The 15678-nt window shown below is 74.3% G+C and carries 17 protein-coding genes; 14 read left to right on the forward strand and 3 right to left on the reverse strand.

The annotated features are described in order from the left end of the window. Positions 1-53: 53 nt before the first annotated feature. The 6 genes from B5D80_RS13160 to B5D80_RS13185 all read left to right on the forward strand — a co-directional run bounded on the left by B5D80_RS13160 (position 54) and on the right by B5D80_RS13185 (position 5111). A complete protein-coding gene (locus B5D80_RS13160; RefSeq protein ID WP_088644138.1) occupies positions 54-1082 on the forward strand; it encodes a lysylphosphatidylglycerol synthase domain-containing protein in 1029 nt (342 codons plus the stop codon). Positions 1083-1094: 12 nt separating this feature from the next. Further along, the gene (locus tag B5D80_RS13165) at positions 1095-1751 is read left to right on the forward strand and encodes a GTP cyclohydrolase II (RefSeq protein WP_088644139.1); all 657 of its coding nucleotides are present in this window, start codon (positions 1095-1097) and stop codon (positions 1749-1751) included. Between the two features lies 1 nt (position 1752). Next, on the forward strand, positions 1753-2547 hold the full coding sequence (locus B5D80_RS13170) for a RibD family protein (protein ID WP_088644140.1): 795 nt from the start codon (positions 1753-1755) through the stop codon (positions 2545-2547). A 14-nt stretch (positions 2548-2561) separates the two neighbouring features. Next, a complete protein-coding gene (locus tag B5D80_RS13175) occupies positions 2562-3302 on the forward strand; it encodes a zf-HC2 domain-containing protein (protein WP_088644141.1) in 741 nt (246 codons plus the stop codon). 92 nt (positions 3303-3394) lie between these two features. Then, positions 3395-4090, forward strand: a complete 696-nt coding sequence (locus B5D80_RS13180) for a response regulator transcription factor (protein ID WP_088644197.1) — start codon at positions 3395-3397, stop codon at positions 4088-4090. Continuing rightward, a complete protein-coding gene (locus B5D80_RS13185; protein WP_088644142.1) occupies positions 4083-5111 on the forward strand; it encodes a sensor histidine kinase in 1029 nt (342 codons plus the stop codon). Before B5D80_RS13180 ends, B5D80_RS13185 begins: the two co-directional genes overlap by 8 nt. 24 nt (positions 5112-5135) lie before the next feature. Here the strand turns inward: B5D80_RS13185 and B5D80_RS13190 are convergent, their stop codons facing one another. Continuing rightward, a complete protein-coding gene (locus tag B5D80_RS13190; protein ID WP_144081649.1) occupies positions 5136-5315 on the reverse strand; it encodes a hypothetical protein in 180 nt (59 codons plus the stop codon). A 443-nt stretch (positions 5316-5758) separates the two neighbouring features. On the opposite strand from B5D80_RS13190, the gene B5D80_RS13195 reads away from it, so the two are divergent. Beyond that, entirely contained in the window at positions 5759-6517 is a 759-nt protein-coding gene (locus B5D80_RS13195) for a helix-turn-helix domain-containing protein (protein ID WP_088644198.1), read from the forward strand. Positions 6518-6548: 31 nt separating this feature from the next. Here B5D80_RS13195 and B5D80_RS13200 read toward each other — a convergent pair whose 3' ends face one another. Continuing rightward, positions 6549-7187 (reverse strand): MerR family transcriptional regulator, encoded by a 639-nt coding sequence (locus B5D80_RS13200; protein ID WP_158224164.1) that lies wholly within the window; start codon positions 7185-7187, stop codon positions 6549-6551. A 544-nt stretch (positions 7188-7731) separates the two neighbouring features. Here B5D80_RS13200 and B5D80_RS13205 point away from each other — a divergent pair. The 4 genes from B5D80_RS13205 to B5D80_RS13220 all read left to right on the forward strand — a co-directional run bounded on the left by B5D80_RS13205 (position 7732) and on the right by B5D80_RS13220 (position 10619). Then, positions 7732-8568: an alpha/beta fold hydrolase gene (locus B5D80_RS13205; RefSeq protein ID WP_088644145.1), complete on the forward strand. Its 837-nt coding sequence runs from the start codon at positions 7732-7734 to the stop codon at positions 8566-8568. Continuing rightward, positions 8561-9130: a TetR/AcrR family transcriptional regulator gene (locus B5D80_RS13210; protein ID WP_088644146.1), complete on the forward strand. Its 570-nt coding sequence runs from the start codon at positions 8561-8563 to the stop codon at positions 9128-9130. The genes B5D80_RS13205 and B5D80_RS13210 overlap by 8 nt, the downstream gene beginning before the upstream one ends. Then, positions 9127-9501, forward strand: coding sequence for a DUF4260 family protein (locus B5D80_RS13215; RefSeq protein WP_088644147.1), 375 nt, complete (start codon positions 9127-9129; stop codon positions 9499-9501). The genes B5D80_RS13210 and B5D80_RS13215 overlap by 4 nt, the downstream gene beginning before the upstream one ends. A 185-nt stretch (positions 9502-9686) precedes the next feature. Then, positions 9687-10619 carry an oxidoreductase gene (locus B5D80_RS13220; protein ID WP_088644148.1) on the forward strand — a complete coding sequence of 311 codons (933 nt, stop codon included), beginning with the start codon at positions 9687-9689 and terminating at the stop codon, positions 10617-10619. Between the two features lie 191 nt (positions 10620-10810). Here the strand turns inward: B5D80_RS13220 and B5D80_RS13225 are convergent, their stop codons facing one another. Beyond that, a complete protein-coding gene (locus B5D80_RS13225) occupies positions 10811-11797 on the reverse strand; it encodes a LacI family DNA-binding transcriptional regulator (protein WP_211291476.1) in 987 nt (328 codons plus the stop codon). Positions 11798-12019: 222 nt separating this feature from the next. Here B5D80_RS13225 and B5D80_RS13230 point away from each other — a divergent pair, with 222 nt between their 5' ends. The 3 genes from B5D80_RS13230 to B5D80_RS13240 all read left to right on the forward strand — a co-directional run bounded on the left by B5D80_RS13230 (position 12020) and on the right by B5D80_RS13240 (position 15571). Continuing rightward, positions 12020-13414, forward strand: a complete 1395-nt coding sequence (locus B5D80_RS13230; protein WP_088644150.1) for an extracellular catalytic domain type 1 short-chain-length polyhydroxyalkanoate depolymerase — start codon at positions 12020-12022, stop codon at positions 13412-13414. 322 nt (positions 13415-13736) lie between these two features. Then, the gene (locus B5D80_RS13235) at positions 13737-14756 is read left to right on the forward strand and encodes a DUF8189 domain-containing protein (RefSeq protein ID WP_144081651.1); all 1020 of its coding nucleotides are present in this window, start codon (positions 13737-13739) and stop codon (positions 14754-14756) included. Between the two features lie 116 nt (positions 14757-14872). Beyond that, positions 14873-15571, forward strand: coding sequence for an SDR family NAD(P)-dependent oxidoreductase (locus B5D80_RS13240; RefSeq protein ID WP_088644152.1), 699 nt, complete (start codon positions 14873-14875; stop codon positions 15569-15571). Positions 15572-15678: the final 107 nt, after the last annotated feature.

Raw genomic sequence — 15678 nt, forward strand, 5'->3', positions numbered from 1 at the left:
CGGTTCGCCGGCCGGTACGTGAGAAGGGACAGGATCTCCGGAGGAGGAACCGCGTGTCACCCGACGCCACCGGCACGTCACCCGCCCGCGCCCGTACGGCCTGGGCCTGGGTGAGCAACCTGGGCGGGGTGGCCCTGGTCGGCGTGCTGCTGTGGTGGCTGGGCACCGGTCCGGCCCTGGCCGGGCTGCGCCGGATCGACACCCCGGCGGTGCTGGGCGCGCTGGCCCTGGGCGCGCTGGCCGCCCTCGGCTGCGCGTGGCGGTGGCGGCTGGTCGCCGAGGCGCTCGGCATCCGGCTGCCGCTGGGCACGGCGGTGGCCGACTGCTACCGGGCGGTGTTCCTCAACGCGACGCTGCCCGGCGGGGTGCTCGGCGACGTGCACCGGGCGGTGCGGCACGGCCGAAAGGCCGGTGACCTGGGCCGGGCCGTCCGCGCGGTGGTCTGGGAGCGGACCGCCGGGCAGCTCGTCCAGGTGGTGCTGGCGGTGGTGCTGCTGCTGGCGCTGCCGTCGCCGGTGCGGCCGTACCTGCCGACGGTGACGGCGGTGGCGGTGACGGTCGGCCTGGCGCTGGTGGTGCTGGTGCGGGCGCTGCCCCGGTCGGGGCCGTCGCGGCGGGCCCGCGCGCTGCGTGCCGCCGTCGCCGACGTGCGGGCCGGGCTGCTGGGCCGGCGGACCGGGCCGGGGGTGCTGCTGGCCTCGACCGTGGTGGTCGGCTGCCACCTGGCGACGTTCGTGCTCGCGGCCCGGGTGGCCGGGGTCACCGCGCCGCTCGCGGTGCTGGTGCCGCTGACGCTGCTGGCATTGTTGGCGATGGGCCTGCCCGCCAACGTGGCGGGTTTCGGTCCGCGCGAGGGCGTCGCCGCCTGGGCGTTCGGGGCGGCCGGCCTGGGTGCCGCCGAGGGGGTGGCGACCGCCCTGGTGTACGGAGCACTCGTGCTGGTGGCGGCCCTGCCGGGCGCCGCCGTGCTGGTGCTGCGGGGTCGCCCGTCCGCGCTGCGCGGTCGACCGGGTGACCGTACGGTGGGAAACCAGGGTGGTTCCTCACCGGTACCCGCTGCCGGGCTGGCCGGCAGCGCCTGACAGAGGAGACACATGTACGACGCACTGCCGGCCGCGACGGTCCGGACACAGGTCACGGTCCCGCTGCGGTTCCCCGACGGGTACGCCACCACGGCGCGGGTCTTCTCCTTCGACGGCCTGGTGGACGGGCGGGAGCACCTGGCGTTCGGGCTGGGCGACTGGGCGGGCGCGCTGCGCCGGCACGCGGCGGGTGGGGCGGCGCCGCTGGTCCGCCCGCACAGCGAGTGCCTGACCGGGGACGTCTTCGGCAGTCAGCGCTGCGACTGCGGCCCGCAACTGCGCGAGGCGGTGCAGCGGATCTCCGACGCCGGTGGTTTCCTGCTCTACCTGCGGCAGGAGGGGCGCGGCATCGGCCTCTACCCGAAGCTGGACGCGTACGCCCTGCAGGACGCCGGGTTGGACACCTACGAGGCGAACGTGGCGCTCGGGCACGGCGAGGACGAACGGGACTACCGGGCCGCCGCGCAGATGCTGGCGGTGCTCGGGGTGCCGGAACTGGTGCTGTTGAGCAGCAACCCGGACAAGGCCGAGCAGTTGACCCGGCTGGGGGTGGCGGTCGCCGAGGTGGTGCCGACCGGGGTGTTCCTCTCCCCCGCCAACGCCGAATACCTGGCGGCGAAGGCCAGCCGGGCCGCCGCCCGGGTCGTCGACCTGCCGTCGTTGAACTGAGATGGGTGTCGTACCGGCCGGGACGGCGGCCACCGGCGTGCCGGCGACAACAGCCACCGCCGTGCCGGCGACAACGGCCACCGCCGTGCCGGCGTCGACCGGGCGGCCGTACGTGCTGCTGAGCTGCGCCACGTCGATCGACGGCTACATCGACGACGCCACGCAGGAGCGGCTGCTGCTGTCCAACGCCGAGGACATGGAGCGCATCGACGCCGTCCGGGCCGGGTGTGACGCGATCCTGGTCGGCGCGGGCACGATCCGGGCCGACGACCCCCGGCTGGTGGTCCGCTCGGCGCGGCTGCGGGCCGCCCGGCAGGCCGCCGGGTTGCCGCCGTCGCCGGTGAAGGTGACGATGACCGCCCGGGGGCTGCTGGACCCGCAGGCCCGGTTCTTCACCGTGGGGGACGCCGAGAAGGTCGTCTACTGCGCCGGCCCGGCGGTGGACAGGACCACCGAGCTGCTGTCCGGGCTGGCCACCGTGGTCGACGCGGGTGACCCGTTGGACCCGGTCCGGGTGCTGGCCGACCTGGCCGGTCGGGGGGTGCGGCGGTTGATGGTGGAGGGCGGCGCGTCGGTGCACGCCCAGTTCCTCACCGCCGGCCTCGCCGACGAGCTGCACCTCGTGGTCGCCCCGTTCTTCGTCGGCGACCGGCGGGCCCCCCGGTTCGTCGGTGACGGCGCGTTCCCGTGGCATCCGGGCCGCCGGGCCCGGCTCGCCGAGGTACGCCAGATCGGCGACGTGGTGCTGATGCGGTACGCCCTGTCGGAGCGCTGCGCCGACGGGGTGCCGGGATGAGCGACAATCGCCGGATGCGGTGCGCATCGTGGCGGGAGATCCTGTCGGCCCAGCTCGACGGGGAGGAGACCGCCGAGGAGCGGGTGGCGGTCCAGGCGCACCTCGACGGCTGCGCGGACTGCCGCGCCTGGCACGAGGTGGCCGCGACGGTGACCCGGCGGGCCCGGACCCGGGTGGTGACGGCGGCGGCACCCGACCTGGCCGGGACGATCCTCGCCGCCGTGCCGCCACCGGCCCCCCGGCGCGTCGTGCGGTGGCGCGGTGGGCTGGTCACCGGGTTGCGCACGGCGCTGGGCCTGCTCGGCGCGGTCCAGCTCGCCCTCGGGTTGGCCCAGGTGGGTCAGGGTGTCAACGCCGAGCACCTGCACCCGGCCGGGCAGCACCTGTGGCACGAGTCGGCGGCGTGGAACGTGGCGGTGGGCGCCGGCTTCCTCTTCGTCGCGCTGCGGCGTACCCCACCGGCCGGGTTGCTGCCGATGCTCAGCGCCTTCGTCGCCACCCTGGTCCTGCTGTCGGTCAACGACCTGGTCACCGCGCAGGTGGCGGTGCCCCGGCTGGTCAGCCACGGGTTCCTGGTCGGCGGCTATCTGATCACGGTGCTGTTGTACCGGCTGGGTCCGCGGCCGGCCGGCCCGCCGCAGGGACGGCGTACCGGCCGGTCCCGGTGGCGGTTGCGGCTCGACGACCTCGACGAGCCCCGCCCGGTGACGGCGCAGCCGTACGGGGCGCAGGCCCGGGACCGTCGGGCGGCCTGAGCCGCGCCGACCGTAAGCACCTGGCAAGGTTTCCGGCGGGTCGGGGCGGGGGTGCGCGGGGCTACGCTGGCCGGCACGAGAGGGAGGTGCCGGTGGCGCAGCGGGTGCTGGTGGTCGACGACGACCGGACGGTCAGCGACGTGGTGTGCCGCTATCTGGAGCACGCCGGCTACCATGTGGACCACGTCGGGGACGGGGCCGCCGCGCTCGCCGCCGTGGCCGCCGCACCGCCGCAGCTCGTGGTCCTGGACGTGATGCTGCCGGTGCTCGACGGGTTGGAGGTGTGCCGGCGGCTGCGGCAGCGGCCGGACGGCGTACCCATCGTGATGTTGACCGCCCGGGGTGACGAGGCGGACCGGATCCTCGGCCTGCAACTGGGCGCGGACGACTACCTGAGCAAGCCGTTCTCCCCGCGTGAGCTGGTGCTGCGGGTCCGTTCGGTGCTGCGCCGGGCCGGCGGTGAGCAGGTCACGGCGGCGGCGCAGGTGCTCGACGACGGCGGGCTGACCGTGTCGACCGGCCCCCGGGTGGCCCGGCTGCACGGGCGGGAGCTGGCCCTGACCCTGCGCGAGTTCGACCTGCTGGCCCACCTGATGCAGCATCCCACCCGGGCGCTGTCCCGGGCCGAGCTGCTGGAACGGGTCTGGGGGTGGCGGTTCGGCGACCAGTCCACGGTGACCGTGCACGTGCGCCGGCTGCGGGAGAAGATCGAGGACGATCCGGCGAACCCGCGCCGCATCGTCACGGTCTGGGGTGTCGGCTACCGGTACGAGCCGGTCGATGACTGACCTGGCGCTGATCTTCGGGGCGGCGCTGGCCGCGGCGGGCGGGGTCGGGCTGCTCGGCGCGGGGGTGCTGCGGCTGCTGCGCGGCCGGTCCATCACCGTGCACGTCACGGTGCTGCTGGCCATGACGGTGGGCGCGGTGGTGGCCGGGGTGGCGGTGATCGCGGAGGCGATGTTCCTCTCCCCGCACGACCTGGAGGTGGTGTTGATCACCGTCTCGGCGGCGGCCCTGGTCAGCCTCGCGGTCGGCTGGCTGTTCGCCAGGCGGCTCGCCTCGGCGGCGGTCTGGGCCGCCCAGGCGCGGGCCCGGGAGCGGCGGATCGAGAAGGGCCGGCGGGACCTGGTCGCCTGGGTCTCGCACGACCTGCGTACCCCGCTGGCCGGGCTGCGGGCGATGGCGGAGGCGCTGGAGGACCGGGTGGTCGCCGACCCGGACACGGTCGACGAGTACCACCGCCGGATCCGGGTGGAGACCGACCGGATGACCCGGCTGGTCGACGACCTGTTCGAGCTGTCCCGGATCAACGCCGGGGCGCTGCGGCTGTCGCTGTCGGCGGTGCCGCTGGGCGACGTGGTCTCCGACGCGCTGGCCGGCACCGCGCCGCTGGCCGCCGCCCGCCGCATCCGGCTGGTGTCCGCCGCCTCCGGGTGGCCGACGGTGACCGCCAGCGAACCCGAGCTGAGCCGGGTGGTGGGCAACCTGCTGCTCAACGCGGTGCGGTACACCCCGGCCGACGGCACGGTACGGGTCAACGCCGGGCGCGACGGCGACGTCGCCTGGCTGGCCGTCGCCGACACCTGCGGCGGCATCCCGGAGGCGGACCTGCCCCGGCTGTTCGACGTGGCGTTCCGGGGCGAGCCGGCGCGTACCCCGCACACGGGCAACGGGCCGCTGGCCGGCTCCGGCGGGTTGGGGTTGGCCATCGTGCGCGGGCTGGTCGAGGCGCACGGCGGCCGGGTGGACGTGCACAACGTCGCCGAGGGCTGCCGGTTCGTCGTCCGGCTGCCGCTGGCCACCGGCTGACGGCGACGCCGCGGGGTCGGGGGTTCAGTCGAGGCCGCGGATGAGGTGCGGCTCGGTGTCCGGCTCGGACCAGTCGCACTGCCCGCGCCGGTTCGCCCGTCCCCAGGCGTCCAGGGCGGAGGGCTGCCGGTCCGCGCCCGCCGGGCGGGTGGTACGGGCGCGGCCGGGCCCGGGGCGGGTCTCGTCGTCGGCGTCGTCGGTCATCGTGTTCCCCATTCCGGGACGTCTCCCATCGTGACCCCGGCGACGGGCCGGGCACACGTTCCTCGCTGCCCAGGTCAACGGTCGAATCGACGTCCGGCGACGGGTGGCCGCCGGGCGTCGCTTTTCCGACATCGATCCCACCCCCGGGCGCATCGGGCCTTGGCCGCAATCATCACCGGTGAGACGAGAAGTGCGCATCCGGAAAAGGCAGCCGTTAGCGCCATTCGTATTGCACGCCGTTGACCATGCATTGAGGGTGCCCTAGCATTGAGTCCAGCCGATTCGGCAAAACCGACAAAGCCCTTTTGCCGCCACCAATCCACCAGGTGCCGGCGCCGCCCCGGGGGGTGTGGCGGAGCCGGAACGACGCTGCACCGTCGCAGTCCGAGCAGGCGAATCACGTGGCACAGGCCAGCACCCACCAGACGCTCGCCGGGGGCACGATGGAAGACCACAGCAGCAGGGCGGTCCGGCGGGTCATCGCCGAAATGCACCAGAATCTGGGAAAGCAATTCAGCGTGGACGAAATGGCGCGAACCGCCCTGCTGAGCAAGTACCACTTCTGCCGGGTGTTCCACCGGGTCACCGGAGTGTCACCGGGACGTTTTCTCTCGGCGATGCGATTCCAGCGCGCCAAGCACCTGTTGCTGGCCACCTCGTGGAGCGTCACCGACATCAGTCACCACGTCGGCTACACCAGCGTCGGCACGTTCAGCGCCCGGTTCAGCAGCAGCGTCGGCGTCTCCCCCTCCAGCTTCCGCCGGCTCGGCCGCAGCCTGGGGCGGGAGGACCCCTACCGGCAGCCCGGCCCGACCCGACCCGACCCGGCCGACACCACCGGGCCGACGGTGCGCGGGCAGGTCCGGGCGCTGCCCGGCGAGGCGCCCGACTGGATCTTCGTGGGGCTGTTCCCGGAACGCATCCAGCAGGGCAGGCCGGTCAGCTCCACCGTGCTGCCCGGCCCCGGGCCGTACCTGCTGGGTCCGGTGCCTCCGGGCACCTGGTTCGTCCTGGCCCACGCGGTGCACCGCCGCCGGCCGGCCACCGGAACCCGTCCGCTGCTGGTCGGGCACCACGGCCCGGTGACGGTCGGCGTGCCGTCCCGGTCGGCCCGGGCCGACCTCACCCTGCGCCCCATGCGCACCTTCGATCCACCCGTGGTGCACGCCGCCGGCCTGCCGTCGCTGCCGCGCACCGGCTGACGCGGGCCCGCCAGCCACCGGGGTGGGCCGCTCAGGCGCTGGCCGGCTGCTCGGCGGGAGTGGCGTAGCGGCGCGCCAGGTAGCTCTCCTGCGCCATCCGACGCATCGCCTCGAAGGCCACCTCGGACAACACGTTCCAGACCGCCATCGCGGTGGCGGAGTGCGCCGACTCGTGCTGGAACTCGTGCGTCACGATCCGCTCCGCGCTCTCGGCGTGTTCGCTGAACACCTCGATGTCGCAGTCGGCGTCCAGCCGCTGCAACGCGGTCAGCACGTGGGCGAGGGTGTCGCGGCCCGGGGAGGCGACGTCGACCTCCCAACCGAGCCGGTCGATGAACGCGTCGACCTGGACCCGGGCCGGGCCGACGTCCGGCGCGTCGTCCTCCTCGGGCTGGTCGGGGAAGAGCGCCCAGATGGTGGCCCGGCACTGCGCGCCCAGCGCCAGTCCCTTGTCGTCGAGGGCGGCCAGCACCCGGCGCACCGAGGACAGGCTCAGTCGTCCGATGCCGGCCAGCACCCGGATCAGCCGGAGCCGGGCGAGGTGCTCCTCGCCGTACTCCGCCTGGTTACGTGCGGTGGGACGGCCCGGCGGCAGCAGGCGCTCCCGGATGTAGAACTTGATCGTCGGAAGTGGAATACCACTGATCCTGGCCAGATCTGAGATGCGCATCCGTCCCCCCAGGGTCCCGGTGGCCACCGCCGGACGCCGGCGGGGGCGGGACTCCGCCGCCCGGCAGCGGCCGGCCCGAACGTAACGGCGGTGGCACCGCCGTGGACAGCGGACGCCGGGAAGCACGGCGGGTGGTGGCCGTCGGCGCAACCGCGACGACGGTGCCGGAACCGCCGGACGGCACGACGGCGGCGCCATGGGCAGGGCGGGCACCCGGGGCCGTACCGGCCGGGGTGGTCGCCGCGCATCCGGGACTCATCGCACCTCCCCCAGCACGATGAGCAACCTGAAAGTTGCTCAGCGAAATAGTAACCAGTGCGACCTGCGCGCCGGTTATTCGATGTTGCTGAACCGCACTTCGTGACTGGGGTCCAGGGGCACGCCGGGCACGCCCCGTCTCGGCGGCGGCCCCGGACCCGCGGCGGTCGCCGGTTCCCGCCCGCCGGGCCGGTACGACGTGTTCCCCTGGCGGGGGCGGGTGTCGAAGGCCACCCTTCCCCACAAGGCTATTGCAGTTAGCTTTCAAGCTATCTAAGCTAGCTTCATGACCGACGCCCGGAGCAGCACCCACCCACCGACCCGCTACCTGCACCGCCCCCAGGGCCGCGTCGCCTACGACCTCCAGGGCGACGGCCCCCTCGTGGTGCTCGTCCCCGGCATGGCCGAGCTGCGCTCGTCGTACCGGTTCCTCGCCCCGGCCCTGGTCGCCGCCGGCTACACGGTGGCCACCACCGACCTGCGCGGCCACGGCGACAGCGACACCACCTTCACCTCCTACGGCGACCCCGAGACCGCCTCCGACATCAGCGCCCTGATCGACGAACTGGGCCGACCGGCCGTCGTCGTGGGCAACTCGCTGGCCGCCGGCGCCGGGGTCATCGCCGCCGCCGAGCACCCCGGGCAGGTCTGCGGGCTCGTGCTCGTCGGGCCGTTCGTCCGCAACCCCCGGCAACCCCCCGGGATGCGGAGCCTCTTGCGCGTACTGACGGCCCCGCCCTGGGTGGCAGGTGTCTGGAAGGCCTACCTGCCCACCCTCTACGCCGGCGCCAAACCCGCCGACTTCGCCGAATACCGGGCGGCCGTCGTCGCCAAGCTCCGCCAGCCCGGCTACGGCACGGCGTTCTCCCGCACGGTGCGGCAGACCGACCACCGCTCCGCCGAGGCACGACTGGCCCGGGTCGACACCCCGGTGCTGGTCGTCATGGGTGAGCGCGACCCCGACTTCAAGGACCCGGCGGCCGAGGCGGCATGGATCGGCGAGACGCTGCGCGGCGAGGTGGTCATGGTGCCCGACGCCGGCCACTACCCGCATTCCCAACAGCCCGGACGGACCGCCGCGGCGGTGCTCGACTTCCTCGCCCGGATCACCACCCGTGCCTAGGGCCGGCCTCACCACCGACGCGGTCGTCGCACGCGGCGCACAACTGCTCGAGGCGCACCCGCAGGACGAACTGACCCTCGCCGCGCTCGCCGGGAGCCTCGGCGTCCGCGTCCCGTCGCTCTACAAGCACGTCGACGGCCTCCCGGGACTCCGCCGCGGCATCATGCTCCGTGCCAAGGCGGACCTGGCCGCGACGCTCGCCGAGGCGTGCGTCGGCCGGGCCCGCGACGACGCCGTCCGCAGCCTCGCCACCGCCTACCGCAGGTGGGCGCGGCAGAACCCGGCGCAGTACCCGATGACCGTCCGGGCGCCCGATCCCGACGACGCCGAGGACCAGCGGGTGAGCGACGCCGCCGTCCAGGTGGTCTACCGCGTGCTCGCCGGCTACCGGCTGCTCGGCGACGACGCGGTCGACGCCACCCGGCTGCTGCGCACGGTCCTGCACGGCTTCGTCAGCCTGGAGACCTCCGGCGCGTTCGCGCTCCCCGCCGACCTGGAACGCAGCTACGACCGGGCCGTCGACAGCGTCGTGTCCGCCCTCGAGAACTGGAAGGGCCGGTGACCGCCACGCCCGCCCGCACCCCACCACCGGCAACCCCGGTGCCGGTCCTCTACCGCGTCGAGGGCGCGGCCGTCGCCGTGGCGGCCGTCGTCCTCGTGGTGCTGACGGGCTTCGCCTGGTGGTGGCTGTTCGCCCTGTTCCTCGTCTTCGACCTGTCGATGCTCGGCTACGCCGTCGACCACCACGTCGGCGCGATCGTCTACAACCTGGGGCACACCTACGTCGCCCCGTTCGTCCTGCTCGCCGGGTACGGCCTCGCGCACGCGCTCGACGCGACCGGGTGGACGCCGCTGGCGCTCGTGGCCGCCTGCTGGTTCTTCCACATCGGCGTGGACCGGGCACTCGACTTCGGGCCGCGCCCGCTGCGCTGACCCCGTCACCCGCGCTCACCCAGGGTCACCTGGACGACGACACGCTGTGCCGACCTGCGGGACGGTGTCCCCGTCGTCCGCGAGGATGGCCGACGGGAGGCGGGCGTCCCCGCCGACGCCCGCCTCGCCGGGCAGCCCGCACACACGGGCGTCGCGGGATGTGGCGTCCCCCGAGGGGAGCAAGGATGACACTGTCGGACAGGCTCGCGCCGGAGGCGGGGCGGCTCCGGCTCGGCGACGAGCTGAGCGTCAACCGGCTGGGCTTCGGCACCATGCAACTGCCCGGCCCCGGCGTCTTCGGCCCCCCGGACGACCACGCGGGCGCGCTGGCGGTGCTGCGCCGGGCGGTCGAGCTGGGCGTCAACTACCTCGACACCAGCGACTTCTACGGCCCGCACGTGGCCAACGACCTGATCCGCGAGGCCCTGCACCCGTACCCCGACGACCTGGTGATCGGCACCAAGATCGGGGTGGTGCGCGACAGGTGGGGCGACTTCGTGCCCGCCGGGGCGCCCGACCAGCTACGCGGGCAGGTGGAGGAGAACCTGCGCCGGTTGGGCCGGGACCGGTTGGAGCTGGTCTACCTGCGCGTCGGCGGGGACGGGCTGCTGCGTCCGGGTGACGTCCGGTTCTCCGAGTCGTTCGCGATGATGGTCCGGCTACGCGACGAGGGCCTGATCGGCGGCGTCGGGCTCAGCGGCGTCACCGTCAGGCAGCTCGACCAGGCGCGGGCGACGATCCCGATCGCGGCCGTGCAGAACCGGTTCCACCTGCTCGACCGGGACTGCCACGACGTGCTGCGGCGGTGCGCCGAGGAGGACATCGCCTTCGTGCCGTACTTCCCGCTGGGGGCGGGCCTGCTCGGTGCGCGGCAGGGACGGCCGCCGCTGCCGTTCGGGCCCGACTTCAGCGCCGCGCAACGGCGTACCGTCGACGGTGTCGCCGAGGCGCACGGCGCGACCCGCGCACAGGTCGCCATCGCCTGGCTGCTGGCCCACTCGCCGACGGTGCTGGTCATTCCCGGCACCAGCTCGGTGCGGCACCTGGAGGAGAACATGGCCGCCGCCCGGCTACGGCTGACCCCGGCGGACCGGACCGCGCTCGACGCACTGGCCTGACCCGCCCGATATCCACCCCGCCCCCGCCCCCGCCCGGACCGGCGTCCGCCGCCGACCCCCGTTGATCAAGAGGTTTGCGTCACCGATGATCTTCCAGTTGACGCGAACCTCTTGATCAACCCCGCAGGGGAGGGCGGGCGGGGTCGGCCCGCGAGGGCGGTCAGGTGGGTGGGTCAGGCGGGTGGGTGGGGTCAGGCGGGTGGGGCGGCGACGCTGGAACGGTGGACGAGGGTGGGGGCGATGGTGTGCCGTTCGACCACCCCCGGGCCGGCCTCGATCTGCCGCAGCAGCATCGCCAGGCCGGCGCGGGCCACCGCGTCGAAGTCGGGCCGCACGGTGGTCAACGGCGGGATGAAGTACGCCGCCTCCGGCACGTCGTCGAAGCCGACCACGCTGATCTCCTCCGGCACCCGCCGCCCGCGCTCGCTCAACGCCCGCAGCACCCCCAGCGCAAGGTGGTCGTTGGCCGCGAAGATCGCGGTCACCTCCGGCATCCGGGCCAGCATCTGCCCGCAGCGGTAGCCGGACGCGGCGCTCCAGTCGGCGGACAGCACCGGGGGCACCTCCGCGCCGGCCGCCCGCAGCGCCGACCGCCAGCCCTCGACCCGACCGGCGCTGTCGAACCAGTCCGCCGGACCGGAGACGTGCCACACCGTGCGGTGCCCGGCGTCCAGCAGGTGCCGGGTGGCCAGCCCGGCCCCGGCCGCCTGGTCGACGGTGACCAGCGCCGCCTCCCGGGCCGGATCGCCGTCGACGGTGACCAGCGGCACGCCGTGCGGCAGGTGGTCGAGCGCCTCGTCGGCGGAGGCCACCGGGGCGATCACCACGATGCCGGCGACCCGGTGGTCGAGGTGCCGTTCCACGGCGGCGGAGATGGACCGCCGGTCGAGGGTGCTGACGCTGCCCACGCTGACCGCGAACCCGGCCGACGCGGCGGCCTGCTCCAGGGCGGCCAGCAGTGACGCCGGCCCGTAGAGGGTGCTGTTCTGGGCGACCACCCCGATCAGCTGGGAGCGGCCGGTGACCAGTGCCCGCGCCGCGCGGTTCGGCCGGTAGCCCAGCTCGGCGATCGCCGCGCGGACCCGGACCCGGGTCTGTTCCCGCACGTTCGGGTGGTCGTTGAGCACCCGGGAGACCGTCTGGTGGGAGACTCCCGCGAGGCGGGCTACGTCCGTCATCGCAGGACCACGCATGGGGGCCATTATCCACCGGGGCGGCCCCGCCGGACGCCGGTGTCCACGCCGCCGGCTGCTCGGAAGTTCCGGTGCGACGGGCCGCCTTGCCAAGCCGGCGACGGGCTGACGATACTCATGAATGTTCCCGAGCCGGACATGATCGAGCGCCGGGCAGCCTCGATCGGCGCAGCCGCATGTCCGCGATCCTCCGGAGGAACCCGTCCCATGAGACCCAGGATCAAACTGTTCGGCACCGCCCTGGTCGCCGCCGCGCTCACCGCGCTGGCCGCGATAGCCGCTCCCACCCCCGCCTCGGCGGCGACGCTGACCCAGGTGACCAACTTCGGGGCCAACCCGAGCAACCTGCAGATGTACCTGTACGTGCCGAACACGGTGGCGGCCCGGCCGGGCCTGCTGGTGGCGGTGCACTACTGCACCGGCAGCGGCCCCGCGTTCTACTCCGGCACCCAGTACGCGGCCCTGGCCGACCGGTACGGCTACATCGTGATCTACCCGTCGGTGACCCGCAGCAGCAAGTGCTTCGACGTCTCCTCCCCGCAGGCGCTGCGCCGCGACGGGGGCAGCGACCCGGTGGGCATCAAGTCGATGGTCGACTACGTCCGGTCCCGGTACGCCGTCGACCCGAACCGGATCTTCGCCACCGGCACCTCGTCCGGGGCGATGATGACCAACGTGCTGCTCGGTGACTACCCGGACGTGTTCGCGGCGGGCGCGGCCTTCGCCGGGGTGCCGTTCGGCTGCTTCGCCACCACCGACGGCTCGGAGTGGAACAGCCAGTGCGCCAACGGGCAGGTCACCAAGACCGCGCAGCAGTGGGGCGACCTGGTCCGCAACGCCTATCCGGGGTACACCGGCAAGCGGCCCCGGATGCAGTTGTGGCACGGCACCAACGACGAGACGCTGCGGTACCCGAACTTCGGCGAGGAGGTCAAGCAGTGGACGAACGTCCAGGGGCTGAGCCAGACGCCGACGTTCACCGACACCCCGCAGGCCGGATACACCCGCACCCGGTACGGCGGTAGCGGCGGCACCGCGCCGGTGGAGGCGATCAGCATGCAGGGCGTCACGCACAACCTGCCGGTCGACGCCGCCCAGGCGATCCGCTTCTTCGGCCTGGACGCCCCGCCGACCACCACCCCGCCGCCCACCACGACCCCACCGCCGCCCACGACCACGCCGCCGCCCACCACCACTGCGCCGCCGCCCACGACGACGCCGCCGGTGCCGACGACCACGCCGCCGACGCCGTTCCCGCCCACGCCCACCACGCCGGGTCCGGGGGCCGAGTGCCGGGTCGCCTACACCGTGAACGCCTGGAACACCGGCCTGACCACCGAGATCACGATCACCACGCTCAGGGACACCGGGATCAACGGCTGGAGCCTGGCGTTCACCCTCCCCGCCGGGCAGACCATCACCAGCGGCTGGAACGCGACCTACTCGCCGACCAGCGGAGCGGTCACCGCCAGCAACGTCTCCTACAACGCCTCGATCCCGCCGGGCGGCTCGGTCAGCATCGGATTCCAGGCCAACCACACCGGCAACACCGCGAAACCGGCCTTCTTCACCCTCAACGGCTCCCCCTGCGCGGTCGTCTGACCGGCACCGCTACTGGCGGTGATCAAGAGCTTCGCGTCACGAGAGGCGATCCGGATGACGCAAAGCTCTTGATCACCGCCGCTCCCCCTCCCCCGTCCGACCGGCCGGTCCGGTTGTCGCGCGGACGGTCCGGGTGGGGTGGGGTGGTTCGGTGGATGTGGGGGTACGGGCGGATCGATAGGGTGACGGTGACGGGGGGTCGCCCGGGGTCGCGGGCCGGGGTCGCCGGCCGCGCGGGGACGGGCGGCGGTGTGCAGCCCGGTGGACCAGCCGCGAGCGGACCGCGCCGTCGTCACCACTGATCGTCCACAAGGGAGCGTCTATGCGTCTGACTCTATCGATGACACCGGTGCGGCGCCGGTTGCCCGCGTTCGCTCTCGGCCTGGGCGCGGTCACGCTCCTCGCCACCCCCGCCGCCGCCGTGCCGGCGGGCGGTCACCCGGCGGGCCCCGCCACGGGCGTCGCCTCCGCGACCGCCCGGCCGCAGGCCGTCCGCGCGGCGGGCTGGACGCCGGTGCCGGGCACGGCACAGGCCCGGTCCGCGCCGGCCACCGCCACCTACGGCGGTGAGCTGCACGTCTTCGTGCAGGGCCCCGACGGGCAGGTGCGGGTCAACCGGTACGACACCAACCCCGACTCCTGGTCCGGCTGGTCCACCGTTCCCGGTGACGCCGCGGCGAGCTCGGCACCGGCGGCGGCCGTCTACGGCGGGGAGCTGCACCTGTTCGTGCAGTCCGACCAGAAGGTCCGCACCAACCGGTACGCCCTGGACACGGGCACCTGGTCCGGGTGGAGCACGATCGGTGGCACCACGTCCGCGTCGTCGGCCCCGTCCGCCACCGTCTACGGCGGCCAACTGCACCTGTTCGTCCGGGGCGCGAACGGCAAGGTCCGTACCAACCGGTACACGCTGGACACCGCCGCCTGGTCCGGCTGGGCCACCCTCGCCGGCCCGACCGGCGCCAACTCGGCCCCGTCCGCCGCCATCTACGGCGGTGACCTGCACGTCTTCGTGCGGGGCACGAACGGCAACGTGCGCACCAACCGGTACACGCTGTCCACCGGGGCCTGGTCGGGGTGGAGCGACGTGCCCGGCACCGCACGTGCCGCGTCCGCGCCGGCCGCCCTGGTCTACGGCGGCGGGCTGCACGTCTTCGTCCGCACCGGCGGCGACGACGTACGCACCGCCTGGTACCTCCAGGACTCCGGCGCGTGGACGACGTGGAGCACGGTCGACGGCCCCGGCCAGACGATCTCCGCCCCGGCGGGAAGCGTCTACGGCGGTCTGGTGCGGCTGTTCGTGCGGGGCGACGACGGCGAGGTCTACCAGGGCCAGCCCTGACGGTTGCCGCTGTGGTGCCGCCCCGTCCACCGCCTCGGTGGGCGGGGCGGCGTCGTGTCCGGCCGGACGGTGGTGTGCGGAGTCCGGGCCGGACGGTGGCGGCTAGAGTCCGGGGCGTGGATGCGCAGGGGCGACGGGCGGTCGTGGTGGGCAACAGCGACGGGGTCGGACTGGCCCTCACCAGGCAACTGGTCGCGGCCGGCTGGACCGTCGCCGGGGTGTCCCGCAGCGGCAGCGACCTGACCGCCCCCGGCTACACCCACCACGTCGCCGACGTCACCGGCGACGCCTACCGCACGGTGCTGGCCGGGGCGGTCGACCGGCTCGGCGGGGTCGACGTGTGCGTCTACGCGGCGGGGGTCGGTGAGTTCTTCGACCTCGGTGACCTGGCCGCGCAGACCCGGGCGCTGGAGGTCAACCTGATCGGTGCGGCGCGCACCGTGGAGGTGGTCGTACCGGCGATGGTGGCCGGGGGCGGCGGTCACCTCGTGGGCCTGTCCAGCCTCGCCGACGCCGCCCCGTCGGCCCAGGCCCCCGGGTACGCCGCCGCCAAGGCGGGGTTGACGTCGTACCTGGTGGGGTTGCGGGGCGCGCTGCGCCCGCACGGGGTGCGGGTGACGGTCGTCCGGTTCGGGTTCGTCGACACCAAGATGGCGAAGTCGCCGGTCAAGCCCATGCTACTCAGCGTGGAGCGGGCCGCCGACGTGGTGCGCGACTGCCTGCGTAGCCGGCCGGCGGTCGTCTCCCGGCCCCGGCGGATGGCGGCGGTGGTGCGGGCGGCCGGGGTCGCTACGAGGGTGGCCGCCCGGCGGTGAGCCGTCCCGGCGGGGCGGCCCGGGGACGCCTTGAATTCGCCGGGACCACCGTGCGATTCTTGTGCGTCGATGAGTGGCCGTGTGCGGGGCCGACCGTCGTCCAAGGG

Source organism: Micromonospora wenchangensis (assembly GCF_002210435.1).
Classification (GTDB): domain Bacteria; phylum Actinomycetota; class Actinomycetes; order Mycobacteriales; family Micromonosporaceae; genus Micromonospora; species Micromonospora wenchangensis.